The 26016-nt window shown below is 70.4% G+C and carries 27 protein-coding genes; 23 read left to right on the top strand and 4 right to left on the bottom strand.

Annotated elements, in window-relative coordinates; all coding sequences use genetic code 11:
- Positions 1 to 3: 3 nt before the first annotated feature.
- The gene (locus tag ACIGAN_RS31520) at positions 4 to 1113 is read left to right on the top strand and encodes a LacI family DNA-binding transcriptional regulator (protein ID WP_399862688.1); all 1110 of its coding nucleotides are present in this window, start codon (positions 4 to 6) and stop codon (positions 1111 to 1113) included.
- Between the two features lie 426 nt (positions 1114 to 1539).
- Here the strand turns inward: ACIGAN_RS31520 and ACIGAN_RS31515 are convergent, their stop codons facing one another.
- Positions 1540 to 2469, bottom strand: a complete 930-nt coding sequence (locus tag ACIGAN_RS31515) for a LysR family transcriptional regulator (protein ID WP_399862686.1) — start codon at positions 2467 to 2469, stop codon at positions 1540 to 1542.
- 127 nt (positions 2470 to 2596) lie between these two features.
- Between ACIGAN_RS31515 and ACIGAN_RS31510 the strand changes: the two genes are divergently transcribed.
- The 14 genes from ACIGAN_RS31510 (at position 2597) to ACIGAN_RS31445 (ending at position 15878) form a co-directional block, all read left to right on the top strand.
- The gene (locus tag ACIGAN_RS31510; RefSeq protein ID WP_399862684.1) at positions 2597 to 3598 is read left to right on the top strand and encodes a fumarylacetoacetate hydrolase family protein; all 1002 of its coding nucleotides are present in this window, start codon (positions 2597 to 2599) and stop codon (positions 3596 to 3598) included.
- Positions 3595 to 4557: a cyclase family protein gene (locus ACIGAN_RS31505; protein ID WP_399862682.1), complete on the top strand. Its 963-nt coding sequence runs from the start codon at positions 3595 to 3597 to the stop codon at positions 4555 to 4557. The genes ACIGAN_RS31510 and ACIGAN_RS31505 overlap by 4 nt, the downstream gene beginning before the upstream one ends.
- A 22-nt stretch (positions 4558 to 4579) precedes the next feature.
- Positions 4580 to 5710 carry an FAD-dependent oxidoreductase gene (locus ACIGAN_RS31500; protein ID WP_399862680.1) on the top strand — a complete coding sequence of 377 codons (1131 nt, stop codon included), beginning with the start codon at positions 4580 to 4582 and terminating at the stop codon, positions 5708 to 5710.
- Positions 5707 to 6705 (top strand): amidohydrolase family protein, encoded by a 999-nt coding sequence (locus ACIGAN_RS31495; protein WP_399862678.1) that lies wholly within the window; start codon positions 5707 to 5709, stop codon positions 6703 to 6705. Before ACIGAN_RS31500 ends, ACIGAN_RS31495 begins: the two co-directional genes overlap by 4 nt.
- 5 nt (positions 6706 to 6710) lie before the next feature.
- The gene (locus ACIGAN_RS31490) at positions 6711 to 7643 is read left to right on the top strand and encodes a VOC family protein (protein ID WP_399862676.1); all 933 of its coding nucleotides are present in this window, start codon (positions 6711 to 6713) and stop codon (positions 7641 to 7643) included.
- A 405-nt stretch (positions 7644 to 8048) separates the two neighbouring features.
- Positions 8049 to 9020: a fumarylacetoacetate hydrolase family protein gene (locus ACIGAN_RS31485; protein WP_399862674.1), complete on the top strand. Its 972-nt coding sequence runs from the start codon at positions 8049 to 8051 to the stop codon at positions 9018 to 9020.
- A complete protein-coding gene (locus tag ACIGAN_RS31480) occupies positions 9017 to 9778 on the top strand; it encodes an SDR family NAD(P)-dependent oxidoreductase (protein ID WP_399862672.1) in 762 nt (253 codons plus the stop codon). Before ACIGAN_RS31485 ends, ACIGAN_RS31480 begins: the two co-directional genes overlap by 4 nt.
- Entirely contained in the window at positions 9775 to 10599 is an 825-nt protein-coding gene (locus tag ACIGAN_RS31475) for an SDR family NAD(P)-dependent oxidoreductase (RefSeq protein ID WP_399862670.1), read from the top strand. Before ACIGAN_RS31480 ends, ACIGAN_RS31475 begins: the two co-directional genes overlap by 4 nt.
- The gene (locus tag ACIGAN_RS31470; RefSeq protein WP_399862668.1) at positions 10596 to 11354 is read left to right on the top strand and encodes a CoA transferase subunit A; all 759 of its coding nucleotides are present in this window, start codon (positions 10596 to 10598) and stop codon (positions 11352 to 11354) included. The genes ACIGAN_RS31475 and ACIGAN_RS31470 overlap by 4 nt, the downstream gene beginning before the upstream one ends.
- A complete protein-coding gene (locus ACIGAN_RS31465; RefSeq protein WP_399862666.1) occupies positions 11351 to 12001 on the top strand; it encodes a CoA transferase subunit B in 651 nt (216 codons plus the stop codon). The genes ACIGAN_RS31470 and ACIGAN_RS31465 overlap by 4 nt, the downstream gene beginning before the upstream one ends.
- Positions 12002 to 12157: 156 nt before the next feature.
- Positions 12158 to 13372 carry an FAD-dependent monooxygenase gene (locus ACIGAN_RS31460; RefSeq protein WP_399862664.1) on the top strand — a complete coding sequence of 405 codons (1215 nt, stop codon included), beginning with the start codon at positions 12158 to 12160 and terminating at the stop codon, positions 13370 to 13372.
- Positions 13373 to 13395: 23 nt separating this feature from the next.
- Positions 13396 to 14436 carry a cupin domain-containing protein gene (locus tag ACIGAN_RS31455; RefSeq protein ID WP_399862662.1) on the top strand — a complete coding sequence of 347 codons (1041 nt, stop codon included), beginning with the start codon at positions 13396 to 13398 and terminating at the stop codon, positions 14434 to 14436.
- 32 nt (positions 14437 to 14468) lie between these two features.
- Positions 14469 to 15335 (top strand): fumarylacetoacetate hydrolase family protein, encoded by an 867-nt coding sequence (locus ACIGAN_RS31450; protein ID WP_399862660.1) that lies wholly within the window; start codon positions 14469 to 14471, stop codon positions 15333 to 15335.
- Positions 15336 to 15428: 93 nt separating this feature from the next.
- A complete protein-coding gene (locus ACIGAN_RS31445) occupies positions 15429 to 15878 on the top strand; it encodes a MarR family winged helix-turn-helix transcriptional regulator (protein WP_399862658.1) in 450 nt (149 codons plus the stop codon).
- 294 nt (positions 15879 to 16172) lie between these two features.
- Here the strand turns inward: ACIGAN_RS31445 and ACIGAN_RS31440 are convergent, their stop codons facing one another.
- Complete coding sequence (locus ACIGAN_RS31440; RefSeq protein ID WP_399862656.1) at positions 16173 to 17207, bottom strand: hypothetical protein; 1035 nt, start codon at positions 17205 to 17207, stop codon at positions 16173 to 16175.
- A 143-nt stretch (positions 17208 to 17350) separates the two neighbouring features.
- On the opposite strand from ACIGAN_RS31440, the gene ACIGAN_RS31435 reads away from it, so the two are divergent.
- On the top strand, positions 17351 to 18160 hold the full coding sequence (locus ACIGAN_RS31435) for a TetR/AcrR family transcriptional regulator (RefSeq protein WP_399862654.1): 810 nt from the start codon (positions 17351 to 17353) through the stop codon (positions 18158 to 18160).
- A gap of 53 nt (positions 18161 to 18213) precedes the next feature.
- Here ACIGAN_RS31435 and ACIGAN_RS31430 read toward each other — a convergent pair whose 3' ends face one another.
- Complete coding sequence (locus tag ACIGAN_RS31430; protein ID WP_399862652.1) at positions 18214 to 18897, bottom strand: TetR/AcrR family transcriptional regulator; 684 nt, start codon at positions 18895 to 18897, stop codon at positions 18214 to 18216.
- 101 nt (positions 18898 to 18998) lie between these two features.
- Here ACIGAN_RS31430 and ACIGAN_RS31425 point away from each other — a divergent pair, with 101 nt between their 5' ends.
- The 7 genes from ACIGAN_RS31425 (at position 18999) to ACIGAN_RS31395 (ending at position 24491) form a co-directional block, all read left to right on the top strand.
- Entirely contained in the window at positions 18999 to 19937 is a 939-nt protein-coding gene (locus tag ACIGAN_RS31425; RefSeq protein ID WP_399862650.1) for an NADP-dependent oxidoreductase, read from the top strand.
- Between the two features lie 98 nt (positions 19938 to 20035).
- On the top strand, positions 20036 to 20677 hold the full coding sequence (locus tag ACIGAN_RS31420; protein WP_399862648.1) for an NAD(P)-dependent oxidoreductase: 642 nt from the start codon (positions 20036 to 20038) through the stop codon (positions 20675 to 20677).
- Between the two features lie 25 nt (positions 20678 to 20702).
- Positions 20703 to 21557, top strand: a complete 855-nt coding sequence (locus tag ACIGAN_RS31415; RefSeq protein WP_399862646.1) for an SDR family oxidoreductase — start codon at positions 20703 to 20705, stop codon at positions 21555 to 21557.
- Between the two features lie 94 nt (positions 21558 to 21651).
- Complete coding sequence (locus tag ACIGAN_RS31410; protein ID WP_399862644.1) at positions 21652 to 22023, top strand: DoxX family protein; 372 nt, start codon at positions 21652 to 21654, stop codon at positions 22021 to 22023.
- 50 nt (positions 22024 to 22073) lie between these two features.
- A complete protein-coding gene (locus ACIGAN_RS31405; protein WP_399862642.1) occupies positions 22074 to 22991 on the top strand; it encodes a hypothetical protein in 918 nt (305 codons plus the stop codon).
- A gap of 77 nt (positions 22992 to 23068) precedes the next feature.
- Complete coding sequence (locus ACIGAN_RS31400) at positions 23069 to 24106, top strand: LLM class flavin-dependent oxidoreductase (protein ID WP_399862640.1); 1038 nt, start codon at positions 23069 to 23071, stop codon at positions 24104 to 24106.
- Between the two features lie 175 nt (positions 24107 to 24281).
- Positions 24282 to 24491 (top strand): DUF6207 family protein, encoded by a 210-nt coding sequence (locus ACIGAN_RS31395; RefSeq protein WP_351367698.1) that lies wholly within the window; start codon positions 24282 to 24284, stop codon positions 24489 to 24491.
- Positions 24492 to 24587: 96 nt separating this feature from the next.
- Here ACIGAN_RS31395 and ACIGAN_RS31390 read toward each other — a convergent pair whose 3' ends face one another.
- Positions 24588 to 25562, bottom strand: a complete 975-nt coding sequence (locus ACIGAN_RS31390; RefSeq protein ID WP_399862638.1) for a Ku protein — start codon at positions 25560 to 25562, stop codon at positions 24588 to 24590.
- Positions 25563 to 26016: the final 454 nt, after the last annotated feature.

The raw sequence follows: 26016 nt of genomic DNA, 5'->3' as shown, positions 1-26016 counted from the left end.
CCCATGGACCGGCAAGGGTTCACCACGGATTCGACGGTGCACCGCACGTCGGACCGTGGCCGGCACACCGCGGCGGTACACAACAGCCGGGCACCTCGAAGGGTGGGCATCAAGGATGTCGCACGGGTGGCCGGTGTGTCGCTCGGTACCGTCTCCAATGTGCTCAACCGGCCCGAGATCGTGGCGGAGGCCACCCGGGAGCGCGTCCTGTCCGTGATCGACTCCCTGGGGTACATACGTGCCGAAGGGGCGCGGCAACTGCGCGGCTGGACCTCCCGCGTCATCACCGTGCTCGTCCATGATCTGGCCAATCCCTTCTTCACCGCCTTGGCCACCGGCGTGGAACAGGCGGCGCGCGAGGCGGATCTCGGTGTGATGGTCGGGACCGGGGCCCGCGACCCCGCGGAAGCCGCCCGTCATCTCGCCCTCATCACCTCCCACCAGGTCCGGGGGGCGGTGCTGACCGCCGGGGACGGAGCCGGGCGCACCGTGGCAGCCTTCCGCCGTCACTCGGTCCCCTTCGTCATCGCCGACCAGAACGCCCCGCAGCCCGGCGCCTGCTCGGTTGGCATAGACGACATCGCAGGAGGTCACGCCGCGGTCCGTCACCTGATCGAGCAGGGGCATCGGCACCTTGCCTACGTGAGCGGTCCTGACCGCCTTCAGCAGGTCCGCGACCGCCACCGGGGAGCCCTCGCCGCCATCGAGGAAGCCGGACTGCCGAAGAGCTCGCTGCGCGAGGTGACAGGGCCGGCCCTCACCGTGAGCGCCGGGCGGGACGCGGGTCACCGTATTCTGGGGCTGTCCGACCGACCGACCGCGCTGTTCTGTGCCAACGACCTGCTCGCCTTGGGCGTCATGCAGGCCCTGTATGTGGCCGGCTTGCGAGTCCCGCAGGACATCGCCGTGATCGGCTACGACGACATCGAATTCGCCGCGTCCGCCGTCGTCCCGCTCACCTCGGTGAGACGCCCGGCCGCCTCGATGGGGCTGCGGGCGGGTCGTTTGCTCATCGAGGACACCGCCCGTGACATCGCCCACGAACACGCTCACGTCGTTCTCCAGCCGGAGCTCGTGGTCCGCCAGTCCACCTTGGCAGCGCCTGCCCGTTGACTCCGGCGCCACCGCGGATGGCCGCTCCGGCGCATCCCGCAGGCGGGGCAGCAGCACCCGGCGCACTCCTGTGGGTACCGGCCTGCCGGGTGTCGGAGGACCGATTCGAGGCGGCGCGAGACGGAGCGGCATGCGCTACGGACCGGGATGACAGCCTCGTTGCCCAGGCATGGCAAAGGTGGTGTGGGCATGACGGTACTCCGGAGCATGTGCAGGCAGGGAACCGGCGGGGGGACGGGGAGGTCCCTTCAGGCGCGCCAGCGGGGGCGCTTTTCGACTATGCGTCCCCGGTCCGAAGCCGCACACCCTTTGCGTGATCCATATCGCAGATGCTGTCCATCCACCGCATGGATGTCGCGCCTCGGGCAAGGCTTCAAACGCGCTCGCAGCACTGCCGGCAAGAGGTGCCCGGCTGGGCGACATGGATCAGGATGACGGCGCGATGTACCCCGTTTCGGCCATGCGCCGACCGACCCGGGCAGCCGTCTCGCGCAGCCAGACGTGACCCGCGTCATGGGTGTGCACCGGATGCCACCACAGCGCCTCGCGCAACGGCACCGCTTCATAAGGAGGCTCCACAGCCCGGACGGCGGCGAGCGGTGCGAGGAGGCGGGCGAGGCGGGCCTGGATGAGGGCGATACGGCGAGTACCGGCCACCAGCAGGGGCAGGAGCTGGAAGCTGTCGACGGAGACCTCGACACGCGGTTCGATGCCGAGCATGCCGAGCTGGCGTACGGCGGGGGCGTCGTAGGTGCGCTGATAGGTGACCCAGGGCAGGCGAGCGAGGTCATGGCGGGTGAGGTGGCCGTCGACGCTGGGGTGGTCGTGGGAGACGAGGAAGACCCAGCGGTCGCTGAAGAGGTCTGTGGCGGGGAAGTCACTGATGACCCCATGCGGCATGAACAGGCCGTCGGTGGTACTGAGCAGGGTGGCGGTGTCGTCCACCACCGTGGTGGGGGTCTGCGCGAAGCGCAGCCGGACTCCCGGAGCCTCCTCGTGCACGACGCGCGCCAGTTCGGTGCCGAAGACGGAGACGGCGTAGTCGGATGCGATCAGCTTGAACTCGCGGCTCTCCTTGGCCGGGTCGAAGGCGGCCTGGCTGGCGAAGAGGCGTTCCAGGACGTCGTAGGCGGTGGAGGTGCGGTCGAGGAGGACCTGTCCGAGGGCGGTGAGTTCGTAGTGGCCGCCGACCCGGGCGAGCAGGTCGTCGTCGAAGTGACGGCGGAGCCGAGCCAGGGCGGCGCTCATGGCGGGCTGACTGAGACCGACGCGCTGTCCGGCGCGGGTGACGTTGCGTTCCTCCAGCAGGGCGCGCAGGGCGACGACGAGGTTGAGGTCGAGGCGAGCCAGATTCACGAGGTTTCCCTTTGCGGTAAGGCGCTGACCAGTGAAAATCCACTTCATGGATGAAAGTCATCCATAGAAGAAATTTCCCTGATTGCAGGCGGGGGGGCCAGATTAGTCGCACTGCAATCAGGAGGACATGTCCGTGAAACCTGAACCTGAGTCCGCCCCCTTCGCCGGACCGTTCGCACTCGCCACGCTCTCGCTCCCGGACGGGCCCGCGTTCCCCGCCCTGGTCACCCCCGACGCGCGGGTGGTCGATCTGCGTGTTGCCCTCGGTGATGACGGGTTGTCCGTCCGGACGCTGCTGGAGAACTGGGGGGCCGTTCTTCCTCGGATGCGCGCTCTGGCAGAAGGCGACTCGGATGATCGCGAGCCGCTCTCGGCCTTCCGGGTGCACGCGCCGGTCGAGCCGCGTCAGGTGTTCCAGTCTGGCGCGAACTACCGGCAGCACGTCATTGACCTGCACGTGGCGCACTCGGCTCCGGGGGACGACCGTCCGGAGGCGGAGCGGCGCGCCGAGGCGGCGGAGATCATGGACCGGCGGGCCGCGGAGGACCTGCCGTACGTCTTCATCGGTCTGCCGAGCGCGATCACCGGGCCGTACGACGACGTCGTGCTGCCCGCGTGGGCCGAGAAGCCGGACTGGGAACTGGAGCTGGCGGCGGTGATCGGCCGTCCGGCGCACCGGGTGCCCGTAGCGGAGGCCTTGGAGTACGTCGCCGGCTACACCATCGCCAACGACCTCACCGACCGGGCCACCGTCTTCCGCCGGGACATGCCGCAGATCGGCACCGACTGGCTGCGCAGCAAGAACGCCCCCGGCTTCACTCCGCTCGGCCCGTGGATCGTGCCCACCGGCTCGGTCGCCCACCCCGGCGACCTGCGCCTCACCTTGAAGCTGAACGGCGAGACCATGCAGGACGAGTCCACCCGGGACATGATCTTCGATGTGGCGCGGATGGTCTCCTACGCCTCACAGACAGCCCGGCTCCTTCCGGGCGACCTGGTCCTGACCGGCTCACCGGCCGGCAACGGCATGCACTGGGGCCGTCTGCTGCGCGACGGCGACGTCATGGACGCCTCGATCACCGGGCTCGGCGCGCAGCGCACCCGCTGTGTGGCAGAGGCGGCCGGATGACCCTGGACCGCACCGACCCCGAGAGCGCGATAGCGCGGACTGCCGAGGCGTGTTCCAACTGGGGCCGGTGGGGAGAGGATGACGTGCTCGGCACCCTCAACTTCCTGGACGAGGGCAAGCGCCGCGAAGGGGCAGCGCTGGTGCGACGGGGTGCCAGCTTCTCGCTCTCCCAGCGGTTCGACATGAACGGCCCGCAAAAGGGCTGGCGGCGGCGCACCAACCCGGTGCACACCATGCTGGACACCGGCACCGACGCCGCCCTCGGCACTCAGGGCTTCCCGCACGGGATCGGCGGTGCCGACGACGTGATCGCGATGCCGCTGCAGTGCTCCACCCAGTGGGACGGGCTCGGCCACATCTTCGACCACGGCAAGGCGTGGAACGGTCGTCCCGCCGAGCAGGTGGTGACCTCCGAGGGCGACCTGGTCACCGGCATCGAGCACATGGCCCCGCACGTCGCCGGCCGGGGCGTACTGCTGGATGTCGGCCGGGTCGTCGGCGCGGACGGTGAACTGCCCGACGGCTTCGCCATCACGCAGGAGCACTTGGCCGCGACCGCCGAGGCGCACGGCGTAGCGGTGGGGCGCGGCGACATCGTCCTCGTCCGCACCGGCCAGCTCGCCCGGGCACGCCGCGACGGCTGGGGCGACTACGCCGGAGGACCCGCGCCGGGCCTTTCGTTCACCACGGCCGGCTGGCTGCACGGCAGCGAGATCGCCGCGATCGCCACCGACACCTGGGGCTTCGAGGTCCGCCCGAACGAGTTCGAGCACGCCTTCCAGCCGCTGCACCAGATCGCCATCCCGCACATCGGGCTGCTGATCGGCGAGATGTGGGACTTGGATGCTCTCGCCGCGGACTGCGCCGCCGATGGCGAGTACGCCTTCTGGCTCACCGCCGCTCCCCTGCCCATCACCGGTGCGGTCGGCTCCCCCGTCAACCCGGTCGCCGTCAAGTAATCGCAGGAACGAGGGAGTTCCCATGCCTCAACCCCACAAGATCCTCGTCATCGGTGGCGGTGCCGCCGGCAACGCCGTAACGATCCTGCTGCGCCGCGCCGGGTGCACGGTGCACCTGGTCGAGGCCAAGGACGACTGGAACGCCACCGCCGGCTCCGGCATCACCCTCCAGGGCAACGCCCTGCGCGTCCTGCGCGAACTGGGTGTCTGGGAACAGGTTCAGGCGTCCGGGTTCGGCTTCGGATCGGTCGGCATCACCGCTGCGGACGGTACCGTCCTGCACGTTCAAGACGACCTGCGCACCGGCGGCGACGACCTGCCCGCCACCGTCGGCATGCAGCGGCCGCGGCTTCAGCAGATCCTCATCGACGCCGTGCGCGCCAGTGGCACCGCCGTGCAGCTCGGCACCACCGCCGAGATCGTGCGCCAGGACGCCGACGGCGTCTGCGTCCGGCTGAGCAACGGCACCGAGGACCGCTACGACCTGGTGGTCGCCGCCGACGGCCTCGGCTCCACAACCCGCGCCGCGATCGGCATCACGGACAAACCCGAGCCGACCGGCATGGCCATCTGGCGAATCGCCGCGCCCCGCCCGGCCGGCGTCACCCGCACCGACCTGGCCTACGGCGGCCCGGCCTACATCGCCGGGTACTGCCCGACGAGCGACACCACCCTCTACGCGTACGTCGTCGAGGCCAACCGGGACCGGGCTTCGATCCCCACGGAGTCGTACGCCGACGAGATGCGCCGCCTCACCCGGCACTACGGCGGGTTCTGGCCGGAGATCACCGCGCACATCACCGACCCGGCGAAGGTCAACTACACCTGGTTCGACCGGATGCTCGTCGAGGACTCCTGGCACCGCGGCCGGGTCGTGCTGGTCGGTGACGCCGCGCACTGCTGCCCGCCCACCCTCGCGCAGGGCGCCGCGATGTCCCTGGAGGACGCCTGGGTGCTGGCACAGCTCCTCACCGGCGGCGACGCCTGGGACGACGCACTGTTCGAGACGTACTACGAGCGGCGGATCGCCCGCGTCCGGCCGGTGGTCGAGGCGTCGGTGCAGATCGGGCAGTGGCAACTGGACGGCGTGCGCGACGCCGACGTGCCCGGCCTGATGGGCCGCACGATGACGATGCTCCGGGAGCTGCCGTGACCGTCCCCACCGTCGATGTCCACGCCCACGTCCTGCTGCCCGAGGTCGACGCACTTGTCGACGGCCTGCCCGGGCACGCCGAGGCACGGGCCCTGGACGCCCGCCGTAACGGCCCCGAGGCCCTCGCCGTGAGCGGGCCGATGGTACGCGAACGGATCCCGCTGCTCACCGACGTCACCGCCCGGCTGGCGGCGATGGACGCGCAGGGCGTGGACGTGCAACTGGTCAGCCCTTCGCCGTCGCACTACCACTACTGGGCGGACGAGCGGACGGCCGAGAAGGTGTACCGGCTCGCCAACGAGGCGACCGCCGCGCACTGTTCGACCGCCCCGGACCGGCTGCGCGGCTTGGGCCTTGTGCCGCTCCAAGACCCCGAAATGGCGGTGCGAGCGCTCGACCACGCCCTGGAGCAAGGGCTGCTCGGCGTGGAGATCTCCAGCCACGCCGCGGGCCGGGAGCTGTCCGACCCCGACTACGCCCCCCTGTGGGCGCGGGCCGAGGAGACCGGGGCGATCCTGTTCCTGCACCCCTTCGGCTGCACCCTCGATGAGCGGCTGGACCGCTGGTACCTGTCCAACACCGTCGGGCAGCCCACCGAGAACGCCATCGCGCTCTCCCACCTGATCTTCTCAGGGGTCCTTGACCGGCATCCCGGGCTGAAGCTGATCGCGGCGCACGGCGGTGGCTACCTGCCCACCCACATCGGCCGCTCCGACCACGCCTGGTCGGTGCGCGCCGACGCCGGCAGCGGCTGCGCGCATCTGCCCAGCAGCTATCTGCGGCGGCTGTGGTTCGACTCGCTCGTGCACGACCCGCACGTCCTGCGGGAGCTGGTCCGGGTGGCCGGCGCCGACCGGGTCCTGCTCGGATCCGACTTCCCCTTCGACATGGGTAACGAGGACCCGGTCGGCGCGCTGCGCGCGGCCGGCCTCACCGACTCCGACTTCCACGCCGTACGAGGCGGCAACGCCGCCGCCCTCTTCCGGAAGGACTGACCGATATGCGCCTGCTGACCCACCTGCGGCACGTCGACCTCGCCGTGCCCGACTACGACAAGCAGCTCGACTTCTACGCCGGTGTCTGGGGCCTGACCAAGGTCGCCGAGGACTCGGGGATCTCCTTCCTGGCCGCCGAGGGCTCCCCCGAGCAGTACGTGATCCGGCTGCGCAAGGCCGAGGACAAGCGACTCGACCTCGTCTCCTACGGCGCCGCGACCAGCGCCGACGTCGACACCCTCGCCGAGCGGCTCCTCGCCGGAGGCGTGCAGCTGATCACCCGACCCGGCAAGGTCGACACCCCCGGCGGCGGCTACGGGTTCCGGTTCTTCGACGTGGACGGCCGCACCATCGAGGTCTCCGCCGACGTAGAGGTCCGCCGGCACCGGAAGATCGAGGAGAAGGAGTCCATCCCGGTCAAGCTCTCCCACGTCGTGCTCAACTCCCCCGACCTGAACCGCACGCGGGAGTGGTACGAACGGCACCTCGGCTTCGCGCTCTCCGACACTCTGTCCTCGCCGCACATGGGCGAGGTCATGCACTTCATGCGGATCAGCAGCCAGCACCACTCCATGGCGCTCGCCAAGGGCCCGCACACCTCCCTGCACCACGTCTCCTTCGAGATGCGGGGAATCGACGAGTACATGCGCGGCTCGGGACGTGTCATCCGGGCGGGCTTCAAGAAGCTCTGGGGTCCGGGACGGCACATGGCCGGGGACAACACGTTCACCTATTTCCTCGACCCGCACGGCAACACCGTTGAGTACACCACCGAGCTGGAGTGCCTGGACGAGGACACCTGGCACCCGCACGTCTACGACTTCTCCCAGCCCGAGGTCACCGACCAGTGGGGCACGGCCAACCCGATGAACGAACTCGTCGCCAAGGAGTCCTTCAACGACCCCGACCGCGGCGTCTTCATCGCCCCGCCGGTCTAGACCGCCGATTCCTGGGACGCGGGGGCACGGCCCCGCCCTGACGCCCGCCGCCGCGTCCCAGGTCCCGCTCGCCCTCGCCCCCACTGCTCCCGCATCACCCTGCTTGACGTGACCGAGCTGTCGGCGCGGCCCGGCACAGTGGCGATCCTCCTCGAGACGACCACCGAGAAGGGCATACACGAGGTGCACACCGACATCGCCGGGGACGGCAGGACCACCGCCGCCAGGGCGCGCCGGGTGGTCATCACTCACCTCGCGCCGGCCCACCCGGCCCGACTCTCCGAACGCCAGCGGGCTGCGGCGGCCCGCGCCTCCGCCCGCGCAGCCGACGGCCGGGGACCTCGCCGTAGGCCACGACCTCATGCGCATTTCCCTCGACTGACCATCCTCCCCAGGAGCCGCACCATGCGTTTCGCCGCCTACGAACGCCGCCACCGCCGTCAGGTGGCCATCGTGGAGGACGACGGCACCCTCTACCCGCTGCCCGGCGTCACCTCGCTCAACGATCTGCTCGCACAGGCCGACGGACTGCCCGGACTGCTCGCCGCCGGCCGGGCCGCCCTCGACGTCCCACCGGGCCCTCACGTTTCCGACGTACGGCTGCTGCCTCCGCTGCGGCCGGCGTCGGTACGGGACTTCGTCACTTTCGAGGAGCACGTCGAAGGCGTACGCCGCGCGGTCGACGGCGTCGCCGGGGTCCCCGAGCAGTGGTACGCGGCGCCCACCTTCTACTTCACCAACCCGCACGCAATCTACGGTCACCGGGACGACATCCCGGTACCGCCCGGTTCGGCCGCACTGGACTTCGAGCTGGAAGTGGGAGCGGTCATCGGCCGGGAGGGCCGTAACCTCACCCCGGAGCAGGCGCGGGACCACATCGTCGGCTACACCGTCTTCAACGACTGGTCCGCCCGCGACCTCCAGGGCGCCGAGATGAAGGTGGGCCTTGGCCCCTGCAAGGGCAAGGACACTGCCACCACCCTCGGCCCGTACCTGGTTACCGCCGACGAGCTGGAGCGCTACCGGGACGCCGACGGCTTCCTGCGCCTGGCGTTGACCGCCGAGGTCAACGGCGAGAAGGTCGGCGAGGACCTGCTGTCCAACATGAGCTGGACCTTCGAGGAGATGATCGCCTACGCCTCGCGCGGCACCCGCGTCGTACCCGGTGACGTCCTCGGGTCGGGCACCTGCGGCAACGGCGGCTGTCTCGCCGAACTGTGGGGCCGGCGCGGCGAGCAGACGCCGCCGCCGCTGAAACCGGGCGACACCGTCGCCCTCACGGTGGAGGGCCTGGGAACCCTGGTGAACACCGTCGTGCCCGGCATCGAACCCGTGTCTCTGCCGGCCGGCCGCCGGCGCAGCCGGGAGCGGCCGTGAACGACGACCTGCGCCCGAAACGGCTGCTCGGCAGGGTCGTCGTCGTCACGGGCGCCGCCCGCGGTCAGGGCGCCGCCGAGGCCGAGGCCCTCACTCGCGAGGGCGCCCGGGTCATCGCCACCGACGTGACGCCCAGCGCCGGCTGCCGCCGCCTGGACGTCAGCAGCAGCAAGGAGTGGGCGGAGCTCGCCGCCGAGTTGCGGGATACGTACGGGAAGGTACACGGCCTGGTGAACAACGCGGGCGTGACCTGGCGAGCCCGAATCGGTGACGTGCGGGCCGAGGACTTCGAGCGGGTGCACTCGGTCAACGTCACCGGTCCGCTGCTGGGCATCCAGCACCTGAGCCCACTGATGCCGCCCGGCTCCTCGATCGTCAACGTCGGGTCCTCAGCCGCGCTCACCGCCCACTACCCAGTCGCGTACACCGCGAGCAAATGGGGACTGCGGGGTCTGTCGAAGACCGCCGCGCTGGAACTGGGCCCCCGCGGTATCCGCGTCAACACCATCCACCCCGGCTACATCGAGACCGAGATGACGGCCTCCGCCGCGTCCGCGTTCCGCGCGGCCAACCTCCGGGAAACGCCGCTCGGGCGCACCGGAACCGTGGACGAGGTGGCACCGCTAGTCGTGTTCCTGCTGTCGGACGAGTCGTCGTTCATCACCGGTGCGGAGATCCCCGTGGACGGCGGCCTGACCGCACACGGCGGGGTCAAGTCCGTCTCCGACGCGCTACTCGCCGCCGAGGCTGGCGGATGAGGCGACTCGACGGCAAGGTGGCCCTGATCACCGGCACCGCCCGAGGACTGGGCCGGGCTGCGGCCCTGCGCTTCGCCGCCGAGGGTGCGCTGGTCGTCGGCGGCGACCTGCTGCACGAGGAGGCACTGCAGACCCAGCGCCTGGTGGCCCGCGAGGGCGGCACGATTCTCACTCCGGGCGCGCTGGATGTCACCGACGAGGACTCCGTGCGGTCCTGGACCAAGGAGGCGGTGGACGCGTTCGGTGGTGTCGACATCGTCTACGCCAACGCCGGCGCCGTCCGCTTCGGAACCATCGGCTCGCAGCCCTACGAGGACTTCGCGTTCACTGTGCGTGCAGAGCTGGACTCGGTGTGGCTGACGGTCCGGGCGGCCTGGCCGCACCTGCTCCGCAGTCGCGGCTGCGTGCTGACGGTGGGTTCGACCGCCGGTGTGGCCGGCTCCCTCACCAACCCGCGCACCGCGCACTCGGCCGCCAAAGGGGCGGTGATCGCGCTGACCCGGCAGCTCGCCGCGGAGGGCGCCCCGCACGGTGTCCGGGTCAACTGCCTCAGTCCCGGACCGATCGACACCGAGGGCTCGCGCGAGAACCTGCTCGCCGACGACCACCCGATGCGCGGCATCGCCTGCCACGTCCCGCTGGGCCGGGTGGGGTCCACGGACGACGTCGTGAACACCGCCGTGTTCCTGACCTCCGGCGAAGCCGCATACATCACCGGCGCCCACCTCGTCGTCGACGGCGGGTGGTCCGCTGTCCTGCCCGGCGCCCTCGCCTGCCCCCCCTATCCCCGGCACGTCTCCCGGAAGGAACACAGCACGTGAACAAGGTCCGCGGCAGCGCCGCCGAGGCAGTGGCCGACATACGTGACAGCGCTTCGCTCGCCGTCGGAGGCTTCGGCCTCTGCGGCGTTCCCGTCGCCCTCATCGACGCCGTGTACGCGCAGGGCACGACCGGTCTGGAAGTCGTGTCCAACAATTGCGGCGTGGACGGCCGCGGCCTCGGCGTCCTCCTCGCCGCAGGCCGCATCGCCCGCGTCACCGGCTCCTACGTCGGCGAGAACAAGGAGTTCGCTCGTCAGTACCTGGGCGGCGAGCTGGAGGTGGAGCTGACCCCGCAGGGCACCCTCGCCGAACGGCTGCGCGCCGGCGGGGCCGGCATCCCCGCCTTCTACACCCGGGCCGGCGTCGGCACCCAGGTGGCGCAGGGTGGACTGCCCTGGCGGTACGCGCCCGGCGGGGGGCAGGTGGCCGTCGCCTCTCCGGCCAAGGAAAGCCGGGAGTTCGGGGGCCGCACGTACGTCCTGGAGCACGGCATCACCACCGACTTCGCCCTCGTCCGGGCCTGGCGCGGCGACCGGCACGGCAACCTGGTCTTCCGCCGCGCCGCCGCCAACTTCAACCCCCTCGCGGCCATGGCCGGTCGCGTCACTGTCGCCGAGGTCGAGGAACTCGTCGAGCCCGGCGAGCTGGCCCCCGAGGAGATCCACCTGCCCGGCGTCTACGTGCAGCGAGTCGTCGTACTCACCGCCGGACAGGCCGCCGACAAGCCCATCGAGAAGAGGACCGTACGTCCATGAGCTGGACCCGAGACCAGATGGCCGCTCGCGCCGCGGCCGAACTCACCGACGGCTCGTACGTCAACCTGGGCATCGGCTTGCCCACCCGGATACCCGGCCATCTCCCGCCCGGCGTCCACGTGGTGCTGCACTCCGAGAACGGGATCCTGGGCACCGGGCCCTACCCCACTGAGGGGCAGGTCGACCCCGACCTGATCAACGCCGGCAAGGAGACCGTCACCGTGCTGCCGGGCGCCGCCTTCTTCGACTCGGCGCTCTCCTTCGGCATGATCCGCGGCGGGCACATCGACACGGCCGTCCTCGGCGCCCTGCAGGTGTCCGCCCGCGGCGACCTGGCCAACTGGATGATCCCCGGCAAGATGGTCAAGGGCATGGGCGGCGCCATGGACCTGGTACACGGCGCCCGCCGCGTCATCGTGCTGATGGAGCACACCGCCAAGGACGGCAGTCCCAAGGTCCTCGACGAGTGCACCCTCCCCCTCACCGGCGAGGCGTGCGTGCACAGGGTCATCACCGACCTCGGCGTCCTCGACGTCACCCCCGGCGGCCTCGCCCTGGTCGAAACCGCCCCCGGCGTCACCGTCGAGGACATCATCGCCCGCACCGGCACCGCCCTGCGACTGGACAGCGTCTCCGCTGCTTGCTGACCGGCTGCCGAAAACGCTTTAGCACCGAACCATTGACACGGAGGAGACACCCTCACAATATGATCCGTACACCAACGATTGGTGTACGGATCATCGGAGGCCGGGCCCGACCGTCTCCGCTCCCGGTGCCCTCCCGAGCCGACTTTTGGAGGCCAGATGCCCGTCACCACCTTTCCGCTCCACATCGCCGTAGTCGGAGGCGGCATCGGCGGACTGGCCGCCGCGCTGGCAACTGCCCGCGCCGGCCACCGCGTGACACTCGTGGAACGAGCCGCCCGCTTCGGCGAGATCGGAGCCGGTTTGCAGCTCGCCCCCAACGCATCCCTCGCCCTGGAGGAACTCGGCGTACTGCCGGCCGTGCGGACGTCTGCGGTGGCCCCGCCCCGGCTGGTCATGATGGACGCTCTCACCGGGGAGGAGGTCACCTCCCTCGACCTGCGCAGCCCGGCCTACACCGACCGCTTCGCCCACCCGTACCTGGTCACCCACCGCACGGACCTGCACGCTGCACTGCTGGCCGCCTGCCAGGAGCACCCCGCCGTCACACTGCGCACCGGACACACCGTCACCGAGGCCGAGCAGGACGGCTCCGGGGTCCACCTGCACTTCGCGGAGCGCCACGTTCGCTTGACCGCCGACGCGGTCGTCGCCGCGGACGGACTGCACTCCCGGCTGCGCCAGGCGCTGGTCGGCGACGGTGAACCGGTCTGCTCTCGCTACGTCGCCTTCCGCGGCGCCCTGCCCACCGAGAGGATGACCGGCCGGATGTCCCAGCACGCCGCCTCGGAAGCGGTCATGGTGTGGGCGGGGCCGCGCATGCACCTGGTGCAGTACCCCGTACGCCGCGGCGAGTTGTACAACCAGGTCGCCGTGTTCGAGAGCGACCACTACACACCGGACTCCGAAGCCTGGGGGACCGAGGCCGAGCTGGAGGAGCGCTTCGCAGGCGCCTGCGAGGCCGTGCGCGACGCGCTGCCGCTCGTCTCCCGCGACCGTCGCTGGCCGCTGTACGACCGCGCCCCGATCACCAGCTGGGTGCACGGCCGGATCGCCCTCCTCGGAGACGCCGCCCACCCCATGCTCCAGTACCTCGCCCAGGGCGCCTGCCAGGCACTGGAGGACGCCGTGGCGCTCGGCCAGGCCCTCGGCCAGCACACCGACCCCGTCGCCGCCTTCGCCGCGTACGCGGACCGGCGCCGGGAACGGGCGGCCCGTATCCAGATCAACGCCCGCCGCTTCGGCGAGATATGCCACCTGGAAGGCATGGGAGCCACCCTGCGCAACATGCTCCTCTCGTCACGCGGCCCCGAGGCGTTCGATGACATCTCGTGGGTCTGGACCCCCGACCCCGCCCCTGTTCCCGCCCTGTGACCCGCTTCGCCAAGGAGGACACCATGACAACCGACGAACTCGCCTACAAGGCCCTGGAGGGCCTGGGCGCCGCTCCTCTGTGGCGCTTCTACGGCAACCTGTTCCCCGCCCAGCCCAAGAGCCGCGCCGTCCCCTACCGCTGGAGCTGGAGCGAACTCCGTCCCCACCTCCTGCACTTCTCCAAGACCCTGTCCCTGGAGGAGGCAGAACGACGGGTCCTCATGCTCGTCAACCCCGGCCTCGCCGATCCGCCGGCCACGGTCAACACCCTCTACGCGGGTCTGCAGATCATCCTGCCCGGTGAGACGGCTCAGGCGCACCGGCACACCGCCAACGCCTTCCGCTTCATCCTGGAAGGCGACGGTGCCTGGACCACGGTCAACGGCGAGCGAGTCTTCATGACCCCCGGCGACCTGCTCCTCACCCCCGGCTGGCACTGGCACGACCATACCCACGAGGGCGACGCGCCGATGATCTGGCTCGACGCCCTCGACTACCCCCTGGTCAACGCCCTGGAGGCCGGCTTCTACGAGAAGTACCCCCAGCGCCTCCAGCCCGTCACCAAGCCCGACGACGCGGGCAGCCGCCAATTCCTGCACGGCCGCCTCACCCCCACCTGGCTCACCCAGAGTGGGCCCAACTCCCCTGTCACCCGTTACACCTGGCGAGAGACCGAGCGCGCCCTGGACGCCATCGCCGACACCGCTGACGGCAGCGACGTCGACGGCATCGTCCTGGAGTACACCAACCCCTGGACCGGCGGACCGGTCATGCCCACCATCGGCTGCCGCGTCCAGCGGCTGCGCCCCGGCTTCGAGGGAGCCGGCCGCCGCCACATGGCCTCAACCATCTTCAACGTCGTCCGCGGCGAGGGCGCCACGATCGTCGACGGCGAGCGACTGGAGTGGTCCGAGCACGACACCTTCGCCGTCCCCGGCTGGACCTCCTACCGCCACGTCAACACCTCGGCCTCCGGGGACGCCGTCCTGTTCTCTTACAGCGACGAGCCGGTCATGCGCTCCCTCGGCCTCTACCGCACCGAAGACGCCGACCCTGGCGCCTGATCCGCCCACCCGACACGCACAAGGAGGCCAGCATGCGTCTGGCACTGTTCAACAAGGGACGCCTCGGACTCGTCGACGGCGACGACCTCATCGACGTGACCGACCAGGTCGGCGGAGCCGACACCGCCGGCCCCGCCGGTGCACTCCAACGTCACATTGAGACGGTCGCCGAGGAGGGTGCCGTCCGCTTCGACCTCACCGGCCGGCCCCGGATCCCGCTGGCCGAGGCCGCCCTGCAGGCCCCGCTGCCCCGCCCCGGAAAGATCATCGGCGCGCCGGTCAACTATCTGGACCACAAGGCCGAGATGGAGTACACCACCTCGGTCGCGGACCTCGGCGTCTTCCTCAAGGCGAACTCCTCCGTCATCGGTCCGGGCGAGGACATCCTCCTTCCCTACTCCGACAAGCGCACCGATCAGGAAGGCGAACTGGGCGTCGTCGTCGGCCACACCGCATCGCACGTCAGCTCAGACGACGCCTTGGACTACGTGTTCGGTTACACCTGTGTCCTGGACATCACCGTCCGCTCCGGCGAGGACCGCTCCACCCGCAAGTCCTTTGACACCTTCACGCCGCTCGGCCCCTGGATCGTGACCGCCGACGAGATCCCGGATCCGGACACGCTCGATCTGCGCTGCGACGTCGGCGGCACCACCCGGCAGCGCACCAACACCGCGGACCTCATTTTCGGCGTCCGCGAGCTGATCGCGTACACCTCCTCCGTCATGACCCTGTACCCGGGCGACGTGATCGCGACCGGCACCCCGGCCGGAGTGGGACCGCTCAGCCACGGAGACCGCGTAATCCTGGACATCGAGAAGATCGGTCGTCTGGAGGTCGGTGTAGACGGCTCCTGTGCCCTCCCCTACGACCAGCGCCCCGGCCATCGCGGCCGCTGACCGCGGCCGCCGTCAGGTGGTGTCCGCTCGTACACTCCCCGTACCGGCCATGCTGCGGCCGGTACCACCTCGGCGGCAGACGGACGGAGCACTGTGGCGCAAGCACTGGAACTGCAGAACTACGTCGGGCACCTGATCCGGCGCGCGGAACAGGTGCACACCGCCCTGTGGTACCGACACGTGTCCAGGGAGATCACCTCCCAGCAATTCGCCGTCCTCAACGCCCTCAGCCGTGACCCCGGCATCGACCAGCGCACCCTGGCGCGCTTCACCTCACTGGACCGCTCGACGGTCAACCACATCGTCCGTCGGCTGACCGACCAGCACTACGTCAATCAGGTACGCGACGAGGAGGACCGCCGACGCACCCTGCTGAGCCTCACCGTTCAGGGAGCCGAACTACTCGACTCCCTCATCGGCCCGGCCAAGAACATCAACGAGCAACTCCTCGATGCGCTGACCTATACGGAGCGTCAGCAGGCCATCGACATCCTCCGCAAAATAGCCTCGCTGGATGACGAGTCACTCCACGGCGGCCCGTGAGCGGGAGGGGCCCGGTCGGGGCAACCGTACCCCGCATGGTTCAGTGCGTGCCCGGCTCAATGCGTGCTGCCGATGCCGCCCTCGACCAGCGCTGGCATCGCGCCCGTTTCATACACGACTGCCGTCCGCTGCCACCCACCCCTCCGCCGTAACGCCGGCTCAGACATGGGTAGTCGAGCAGTTCTCCGGGGAATCGGTGGCGGCCTGGATCTGGTTGTCGGTGAGCGGAAAGTCGAAAACGTGCCCGGCCCCTACCTGACCGAGCGGGCGCAGGTGACGCCCTGTCGTATGCGGTCAGCTCGCGACGGGCTGTGCCTGTGCTGGCGAGGTGTCCTGGCCGGCTGTCCTGGGGCCACGTCGGTCGGCGGTGAAGTTGAGGAGGAGTCCGAAGGCGACCCAGGTGGTGAGGGCGAGGGCCGGGGTCATGGCGCCGGTTCCGTCGAAGTAGGCGTTGGCGCGCAGGAGGCTGCCGGAGGCGCCGGGTGGCAGGAGCTGGCCGAGGGTGGACCAGCCGTCGGGCAGCCAGTGCGGGCCGGTACTCAGCCCGGACAGGGGATTGCCGATGAACATCATGACGACGGCGCCGATCCCCAGGCCGGGAATGCCTATGAGGGCTTCGAGTCCGATGAAAGTCATGGACAGGGCGGCCATGTTGAGGCTGACGCCGAGGGCGGTGAGCCAGTAGGTGCCGCTGAGCGACCTGGTGCCGTATTGCAGGAACGCGGTGACGGCGGCGCCGGCGAGGAGCGAGAACAGTACGGCGCCGGCGAGGCGGGTGCGCAGTCCGGCGTGGCCGGGGAAGATGCGGCTGAGCAGGGCGGCGGGGACCATGCCGCCGAAGATCAGCGGGAGTGCGGCGGCGGCGAGTCCGGCGCCTCGCGGGTCGTCGTCGGGGAAGGACACCAGGTCGTGGACGGTGGCCTTGGTGTTCTGCTGTGCGGCGAGGGTGTTGCCCAGGGTGGTCAGGGCGCTGCTGCCCATGGGGGAGCCGGCGGTGGCGGTGTAGACGTCGACCTGACCTGCGGCCATTGCGATGCCGCCGGTGATGTCCCGCTCCTTGATGGCCGAGGTGAGGGCGTCGGTGTTGTCGTAGAAGGTGACGTCCCACTCGGAGCCGTCCAGCTTGTGCTCGAGTTCCTGGGCGGTGGCACGTGGGCCGGTGACGCCGACCGGCATCTGGTGCGGGCCGCTGTTGACGCTGGGCAGGGCGAAGGCGCACAGCATCAGGGTGACCAAGGCGGTCAGTCCCAGCAGGACGGCGACGAGCTTGCGCGTGTCGCTGGGCTGTCGGCCGGCGGCCCTGGGCGCGGGGGTGAGAGGTTCGGACATGTGGTTCGTGATCTCCTTCGGCCGTGCTCACTCGCCGCTGGGAAGCGGGCGGGGCGGGCCAGAACGGGAAGTGCGGTGGCAGCGCGTCGGCGCGGCGTACCGTGTCACTGCGTGAAACTTGATTACAGGGTACTGTTATTCCTGTGTCAAATGCTGATTCTCGGTCCGGGCCCGGCCTGGACGACGTGGTGCGCGCGGCGCTGCGTGCCTCCGAGGAGCGAGGCGTTCCCGTCGCCGACATCCCCGTGAGTGTGGTGGCGACGGAGGCCGGTATCTCCCGGAGCACCTTGCTGCGGCGCCTGGGGGGCACCCGTCAGGCGCTGGACGAGGCGGTGCGGGCCGCCGGTGTGGACCCGGGCGGGCAGCGGCCGGTCCGTGAGCGGGCGGTGGAGGCGGCGGCGACGCTCATCAGCGCGTACGGTCTCGCCGCCGCCACGCTGGAACGGGTCGCCGCCGAGGCTCAGTGCTCCGTGCCCAGCCTGTACGCCGTCTTCGGCGGCCGTAACGAACTGCTGTTCGCCGTGTATGAGCGCTACAGCCCTGTGCTGGACATCGAGACCATGCTCGCCGGCCCGCAAGCGGATCTGCCCGAGACCGTCCGCACCGTCTACCGCCTCACGGCCGACGCCCTTGAGCGTGAACCGCGGGTGCTGCCGGCCATGCTCGCCGACGCTCTTGCCCGTCCCGGCGACCCGCTCGTCCAGGCGCTGCACGAGCGCTACTTCCCTCGCATGCTGGACGGTGTCGGACGTTGGCTGACCAGCGAGATCGAGGCCGGACGCATCCGTGACCTGCCGGTGGTGCCCCTGCTCCAGCAGATGATCGGTCCCCTGGTGTTCCACCTCCTCCTGCGCCCCGTCGCCGAGCATCCGGGTGGCGCCGACCTGCCCACCACGGAGGAAACGGTCGAGATCTTCGCTGAGATGTTCCTTCGGGCTGTCGGGTGCCCCTGACGCATGGGTGCAGCCGGACCGAAGCGGCGTCGGCGGGCGCTGGCCCCTTCGTGTCAGTCGGTTCGGCCGAGGCGGACCATGGCGCGGTAGAGGGCGCTGGGGGTCGGCGCGTCCGGCAGCGGCGGTAGCGGGGCGCCGGGGGCGGCGTAGGAGCGGATCATGTGGGCGACCAGACGGCGCCAGGCGTCGGGGGCGGCGTCGCCCGCGGCGCCGACGACGCCGGCGTTGGCCATGAGCAGGATGGGCAGGTCCCGGTCGGTGACGTCCTCGCGCAGGTGTCCCGTCTCCTTGGCGCGGGAGATGAGTTCCAGCACGCCGTTGTACGCCTCGGCGCGGCGGGCTTCCAGGGCCTTGGCGGCAGGGAAGGTCATGGTCAGGACGTCGGCGAAGCCGCGGTCGGCGGCCTGCATGGCGCAGATGGCGTGGAGGTAGCCGGTGAAGCCGTGCCAGGGGTCGGGGTCGTCGAGGGCGACGGTGACGGCTGACGCGTAGGCGTCCATCCGGTCGGCGAAGACCGCGTTGATCAGTTCCTCCCGGGTGGCGAAGCGGCGGGAGAGGGTGGCCTTGCCGACACCGGCCTCGCGGGCGACGGAGGCCATGGAAACGCCGAGGCCCTCGCGCGCGTAGAGGCGGCGGGCGGCGGCGAGGATGCGGTCGCGGTTGCGCTCGGCGTCGACGCGCAGCCCCGTTCCGGGCCGCTGATCCGGGGTCGCGTCGGAGGCTGCGGAAGAAGTCATGCATTCATCCTACCGAAGTGGAACAGGAGGCCCACTTGTGTTGTTACGCTTGGCGTACGTGGAACTGGGAAGGCCGTTCCATTTGATGAGAGGTTAGTGCGATGCGTGCAGTCACGCTGAACGAGGTTCCGTCTGCTCCCACGGTGGCCGAGACGGACACCCCCCGCCCGGAGGCCGGTGAACTGCTGGTCCGGGTCGCCGTGTCGTCGGTCAACGGCTTCGACCTGTCGGTCACGTCCGGCCGCCTGCAGGGCATGATGGAGCACCGGTTCCCGCTCGTGGTGGGCATGGACTTCGCCGGCACCGTCGAGGCGCTCGGTGAGGGCGTGGAGGGCTTCGCGCCTGGGGACGCGGTCTTCGGCGTGGCGATGAAGCCGTACCTCGGCGGCGGAGCGCTGGCCGAGTACGTCACCGTCAACGCCGCCTACGGTCTCGCCCGCATCCCCGACGGTCTGGACGTCAAGGACGCCGGCGCCCTCGGTCTGGCCGGCACCGCGGCCCTGAACAGTGTGGATGCCGTCGCCCCGGAGAAGGGCGAGACGGTGCTGGTCTCCGGCGCCACCGGCGGCGTGGGCGCGCTGGCCGTACAGCTGGCCGCCGCCCGCGGCGCCCGCGTGATCGCCACCGCCCGCCCCGGCGAGGAGGCCGACTTCGTCACCGGCCTGACCGACGCGGACGTCGCGGTCGTGGACTTCACCGGCGACCTGGTCGCCCAGGTCCGCGCCCTCGCCCCCGGCGGTGTGGACTCGGTGCTGCACCTGGCGGGAGATGGCGCCACGCTCGCCGGACTGCTGCGGCCCGGGGGACGGCTTGCCTCCACCCTCGGCCTGACCCAGGACGCCGTCGAAGGCATCGACGTCACCGTCCACTCGATCATGGCCGACCCCAACCCCCAGACGCTCATGACGCTGGCGGACCAGGCCGCCACCGGCGCGCTGCGCGTCCCGGTCAACGCGACGTTCCCGCTGGAGCAGGCGCCGGAGGCGTTCGACGCCTTCCGGAACGGGACCCTCGGCAAGATCACCGTCACCTGCGCCTGACCACCACGCCGTCCCGCGCCGGGCGCCCCCAAACACGGACGCGCCGACAGGCCGCCACCGCCGCTCACCCGCTGCCCCCTTCGAAGGAACGAAATCGCATGAACGTCACCGTCTTCGGTGCCACCGGCGCGATCGGCTCCCTGACCGTCACCGAGCTCCTCCAGCGCGGCCACCAGGTCACCGCCTACGCCCGCAACCCGCAGAAGATCCCCGCCGCCTGGGGCGACCGCGTCCACGTCGTGATCGGCGAGATGTCCGACGCGGACGCCATCGACTCGGCCGTCGCCGGCGCGGACGCCGTCGTCAGCGCGCTGGGGCCGAGCATGGACCGCAAGGTCACCGGCCTGCCGCTCGTCGCCGGCACCGGCCACATCCTCGCCGCCATGAAGCGCCACAACGTGCGCCGCTACATCGGCCACGCCACCCCCGCGATCCTGGATCCGCAGGAGAAGCCCACTCCGGTCACCCGGTTGATCGCCTTCATGCCGCGCACCTTCATGCCGCGTGCCTACGAGGAGATCACCGGCATGAGCCGCCAGATCATGGCCTCGGGCCTGGACTGGACCATCGTGCGCTTCATCGCCCCGAAGGACACCCCCAAGCAGCCCAGGGTGCGCACCGGGTTCTTCGGCACGGACAAGCTCGGCTTTGCCGTCAGCCGCGCCGACATCGCCGCGTTCACCGCCGCCCAGGTCGACGACGCCACCTACATCGGCCGCGCCCCCGCCATCAGCAACTAACTCCCCACGACGGAAGAGAAACCCCGTGACCCTCGCGATCATCGGCGCCACCGGCAAGCTCGGCGCCCTCACCATCGATGCCCTTCTCAACCGCGGCGTCCCCGCCGGCAACATCCTCGCGCTCGGCCGCAACGCCGACCGCCTCGCCGAACTGGCCGACCGCGGCCTGCGCACGGCCGTCGTCGACCTGGACGACGTCGCTGGCACCGCCAAGACGCTGGACGGCGCCGACAAGCTGCTCCTGGTCTCCTTCGGCGACCTCGGCAACCGCGTCGCCCAGCACGGCCAAGCCATCGAGGCCGCCCGCCGGGCCGGCGTGCCGCACCTGATCTACACCTCGGGCCTCCAGGCGCCGACGACGATCCTTCAGCTGGCCGCCGACCACAAGGCCACCGAGGACCTCGTCACCGCCTCCGGCATCCCCGCCACGTTCCTGCGCAACGGCTGGTACACCGAGAACCACCTGCAGGACTTCGCCGGTGCCCGCGAGCGCGGCGTCATCGCCAACAGCATCGGCGACGGCCGTATCGCCACCGCCCCGCGCAAGGACTACGCCGAAGCCGCCGCCGTCGTCCTCTCCACCCCTGGCCACGAGGGCAAGGCCTACGAACTGTCCGGTGACGTGGCCTGGTCGTTCGAGGAGTTCGCCCACACCGCGGCCGAGGTCCTCGGCACCCCGGTCACCTACCAGGCGCTCACCTCCGAGCAGGAGCGCGAGCAGCTCCTGGCCGTCGGCCTCGACGAGGCCACCGCCGGCTTCCTGGTCACGCTCAACGCCAACATGCGCGACGGCGCCATGGCCCCCACCCCCGGTGACCTGTCCCGGCTCATCGGCCGCCCGACCGAACCGCTGGCCACCACCCTCAAGACCTGGGTCTGACCAACCAGCCCGCAACACCGGCGGAGGAGGCCCGCAACGCCTCCTCCGCCCTCTCAATGACCATCCCCTCGCCTCCCCGAAGGATCCCCGCCCTGTGAACGTCTTCCTGTGGATCGTGCAGGCCGTACTCGCCGCCATGTTCGCGATGGCCGGCGTGATGAAGTCGACCCAGCCCAAGGCGAAACTCGCCGAGAAGCTGCCGTGGGTGGCCGACTTCTCCCCGGCCACCGTCCGCCTCATCGGCATCGTCGAGCTCGCCGCCGCCCTCGGCCTGATCCTGCCCGCCGCCACCGGCATAGCCCCCGTCCTGACCCCGCTGGCCGCCACCGGACTCGCCGTCGTCATGCTGCTGGCCGCGATCACCCACGCCCGCCGCAAGGAAACCCCGGCGATCGCCTTCAACACCGTCCTGCTCGTCCTGGCCGCCCTCGTGGCCTGGGGCCGCTTCGGCCCGTACAGCTTCTGACCTCGAACGCAGTCCGATCCCCACACACTGCTGCCGCTAGGAGAGATGACGTGAAGATCCACGCGCTGGGCTACCTCGGCTTCGAATCCCCCCGCTACGAGAAATGGCTGACCTTCGGGCCCGAGGTCCTGGGGCTGCAGGTCGGCGAGCGCGGCGCCGACGGCGCGGTGCACCTGCGAATGGACGACCGCCACCGCCGCCTGTCCATACACCCCGGCACGGAGGAACGCCTGTCGTACGTGGGCTGGGAACTGGCGGGCAAGGCCACCTTCGACGAGGCCGTCACCGAACTTACGGACAAGGGCTACAAGCCCCGAGTCGGCGGCCGCGCCGAGTGCGCCGAGCGTCAGGTGCAGGGCGTCGCGAAGTTCGAGGACCCATTCGGCTTCCCACACGAGATCTTCTACGGGCCCGTGTTCACCGCCGGGTCGTTCCTGCCCGGCAAGCCGATGGCCGGGAAGTTCGTCGCCGGCACCGACGGCGTCGGTCACCTCGTCTTCGTCGTCCCCGAGATCACCCCGGAGCTGGAGGAGTTCGCCACCGGCGTGCTCGGCCTGGAGCTGTTCGGTGGCTGGACCTCCGCCACCCCCGACGGCAGCATCGCGGGTCCGCAGTTCTACCGCTGCAACCCACGCACCCACGCCCTCGGTTATGTCGGCGTCCCCGGCATGCGCGGCGTGCAGCACATCGAGATCGAGTCCACCCACCTCGACGACGTCGGCCGCGCCTGGGACCTGGTGCAGGAACGCGACGACATCGACGTCACCGTCACCTTGGGCCGGCACATGTCCGACACCCTCATCTCCTTCTACATGCGCTCGCCCACCGGCTTCGACATCGAGTTCGGTGCTGGCGGCGAACTTCTGCCTGACGATTTCGTACAGACCAGCCCTTCCACCTCGGAAGCGTGGGGGCACAAATTCGTCGCCGACGGCTGGGCCCCCACCGTCCGCCCCTACACCCCCTGACCCACCCGCCGGGGACGCGCCGAGCCGCGCATCCCCGGCGGCCCCCTTCATCAGCAACGAAAGCGCAGGACCCGGCCATGACCTTCGAACTCGGCGTCTACTCCTTCGGTAACACCCCCCGCATACCCGGTGGCCGCCGCGGCCCGACCGCTCAGGCCATCAGGGACGTGCTGGAGGCTATCAAGCTCGCCGACGAGGTCGGACTGGACTTCTTTGGTGTCGGGGAGCATCACATGCGCGCGATGCCGCTGTCGTCGCCCACCTCCGTCGTCAACGCCGCCGCAGCGTCCACGAGCCGGATCAAGCTCAGCACCGCGGTCAGCGTCCTGTCGACCGACGACCCGATCCGCGTCTTCCAGCAGCTCTCCACCGCCGCTGCGATCGCACCGGGACGTGTTGAGGCGATCGCCGGACGAGGGTCCTCGACCATCACCTTCCCGCTGTTCGATTACGACGAGCGCGACTACGACATGCTCTACGTCTCCAAACTCGAACTGCTGATGGCCGTCAACGCCGGCGAGAACGTCACCTTCGACGGCCCCCACCGCAAGCGCCCCCTGCAGAACGCGACTGTCTTTCCGCGCCCCGAACAGCCGTTGAAGATCTGGCTGGGCACCGGCGGGAGCCCCGACTCCGTCTACCGTGCGGTCGAACTCGGCCTGCCGATGTTCCTCGGCATCCTCGGCGGCACGCCCGAACACTGGGCCCAGTACGGCCGGGCGTACCGCGCCGTCTGGGACCAGGCCGGACACCCCGCTGACCAGGCCAACATTGCCGTCGCCGTCCACGGGTTCGTCGCCGACACCGGCGACGACGCCCGCGCCACTTACCTGGAGTACGAACACCGCATGATGGCCGAGGGCATGGCCGAACTCGGCCGTCCCGCACCCCCGCGCACCGACCGCGCCGCCGCCTTCGGCCCCAACGGCATGGTCTTCGTCGGCAGCCCCAACGAAATCGCCGACCGCATCCTGAACCTCCACAGCCTGCTAGGTCACACCCGCCAAATCCTCCAGATGGACATCGGCGGCATGCCCCACCGCCATTTTCTGCACGCCATCGAACTCCTGGGCACCAAGGTGCTGCCCCAGATCCGGGCCGAGCTGGACACCTGAGCCCAGGCGATCGACAGGCGTCCTCGGCGTCAGCGCATGGCATCGGTGATGGAGCGGTGGGCCCGGGCGGGCGCTTCGTCAACGCGCCCCTCTTGCCGGGCAGGGCGGCGTACCCGGTTGGGTGAAGACCCCCTCTCGGGAGAACCTGCGGGGGCGCCCAGGTGTAGTGCCAGGCATGAAGCAGATCAACGAGTCACATGTGGCAGTGCCGGGCCTGGCGGTCGTGGAGGTCGCGGCCGCCGATGACGACACAGCCTTTGCCGTCCAAGAGCTGCTCGGCGCGCGATGCGCCATCGCGCCAGCGGACCATACGACCCGGGCACCCGGCGAGCCCGGTGTCCGGCTGCGCTGCTTCCTGGACCTGCGTCAGGAGCCTGACGCGTAGCACTGCGGGGGCGATCATTCCGCGCGGCCCAGCCGGGCTTCTCCCACAGTTGGCGCACCGGGCTCGCCGGGCCGGACGACCCGGGGGCGATCGAGTTCACGCACTCTTGCGCGGTTTTCGCCCTGATGTCTTCTTTGCTGCGGACTTCTTGACCGGCTGCTTCTTCGCCGTCGTCTTCTTCGGCATGTCGTGGACGTCGGCGTCCTCGCCGCGGTCCGCCCGCGCCTTCTGCACGGACTGGGTCAGGGCGGCCATGAGGTCGACGATCTGGCCCGGCTCCCCCTCCGGCTCCGGCAGAGCCGGCGGCTCACGGTGCTCCCGCTTGGCCTCGATGATCTGCTCCAGGGCCTCGGTGTAGGTGTCCTGGAACTCTGCGCCTTCGAGGTCCTCGCGGGTCATGCTGTCCATCAGCGCCAGGGCGCCCTCGATCTCCTCGTCGGACAGTTCCACCGGCGGCGGCAGCAGTTCGCCGGGGTCACGGATCTCGTCGGGCCAGCGCATGGCGTGCAGCACGATCACGTCGTCGCGCACCCGCAGCAGGCTCAGGCGTTCCCGCCCGCTCCAGGCGTACTTGGCGACGGCGACCTTGGCGGAGCGCCCGAGGGCCTGGGCGAGGAGCTTGTAGGGCTTGTGGGCGACCTGTCCGGACGGCTGGAGGTAGTAGCCGTAATGCGTCCCGCTTGTCGCTGCTGGAGTGTCAGGATCATCCCAAGTCCTGACCAGTAAACCGAGGGGGATGGCCCGTCTATGACTCGATGGATAGTGCTCGCCTCGCGGCTCGATGGGGAAGTATCCAGCTATCGCACTCTTGCTGAACTGGACGGCAGCCTTGAGGCGGCGATGACCGCGCTTCGAAAAGCGGGGAACACCTATGACCGTGGCGTCTCGAAGGTAGTCCGGCGAGAGGTGTTCAGGTGCTCGGAGCGGTCGTACTTCGTTCGCGTCAATGGGCGTCTGTCTCAGCGCGAGTGCTTCATCCAGCTTTGTGAACTGGTGGCTGACACCGAAGACGCTGATCTTCCGGATGCCGTCGGTTAGCGGCACGACACGCAGCCGAGCAGTACAAGGCATCCGGCCATGTTCCCGGCTTCATCCGTTCACCGCAGCCGTCACAGACCCGCTCGCCGGCTTGCCCAGCGCCGTCGGACACCCGGCCAGCATAGGTCCCGAGGCTATGCAGAACCGGGGATCGTAAACAGCCACTTGCCGCGCCCCACGCTGTGCGGCGCGGCGCCGGGCAGGAGCGAGGCCTGTTTCATCGGTCCAGGTGATCAGGCGCCAGCGTTCGCCGTCACAGTGGGGGGTGCCCCGCCACGGCTCCAGCAAGTGCATCAGGCCGATCCCCGTTCGACACACCAATCACTTTCGGCTTGCCCCTGTTCACCTGGACACGGGTGAACCACACACCACCCTCGGCCGCCCCGGCCGGGGGGGGGGGGGGGGGGGGGGGGGGGGGGGGGGGGGGGCGCCCGCGCGCCCCCCCCCCCCGCCGGCGCCGCCCCCCCCCCCCCCCCCCCCCCCCCCG

The sequence above is a fragment of the Streptomyces sp. NPDC085931 genome (genome assembly GCF_044540565.1).
Lineage (GTDB): Bacteria > Actinomycetota > Actinomycetes > Streptomycetales > Streptomycetaceae > Streptomyces.
This window is presented reverse-complemented; position numbering and strand designations above follow the sequence as displayed.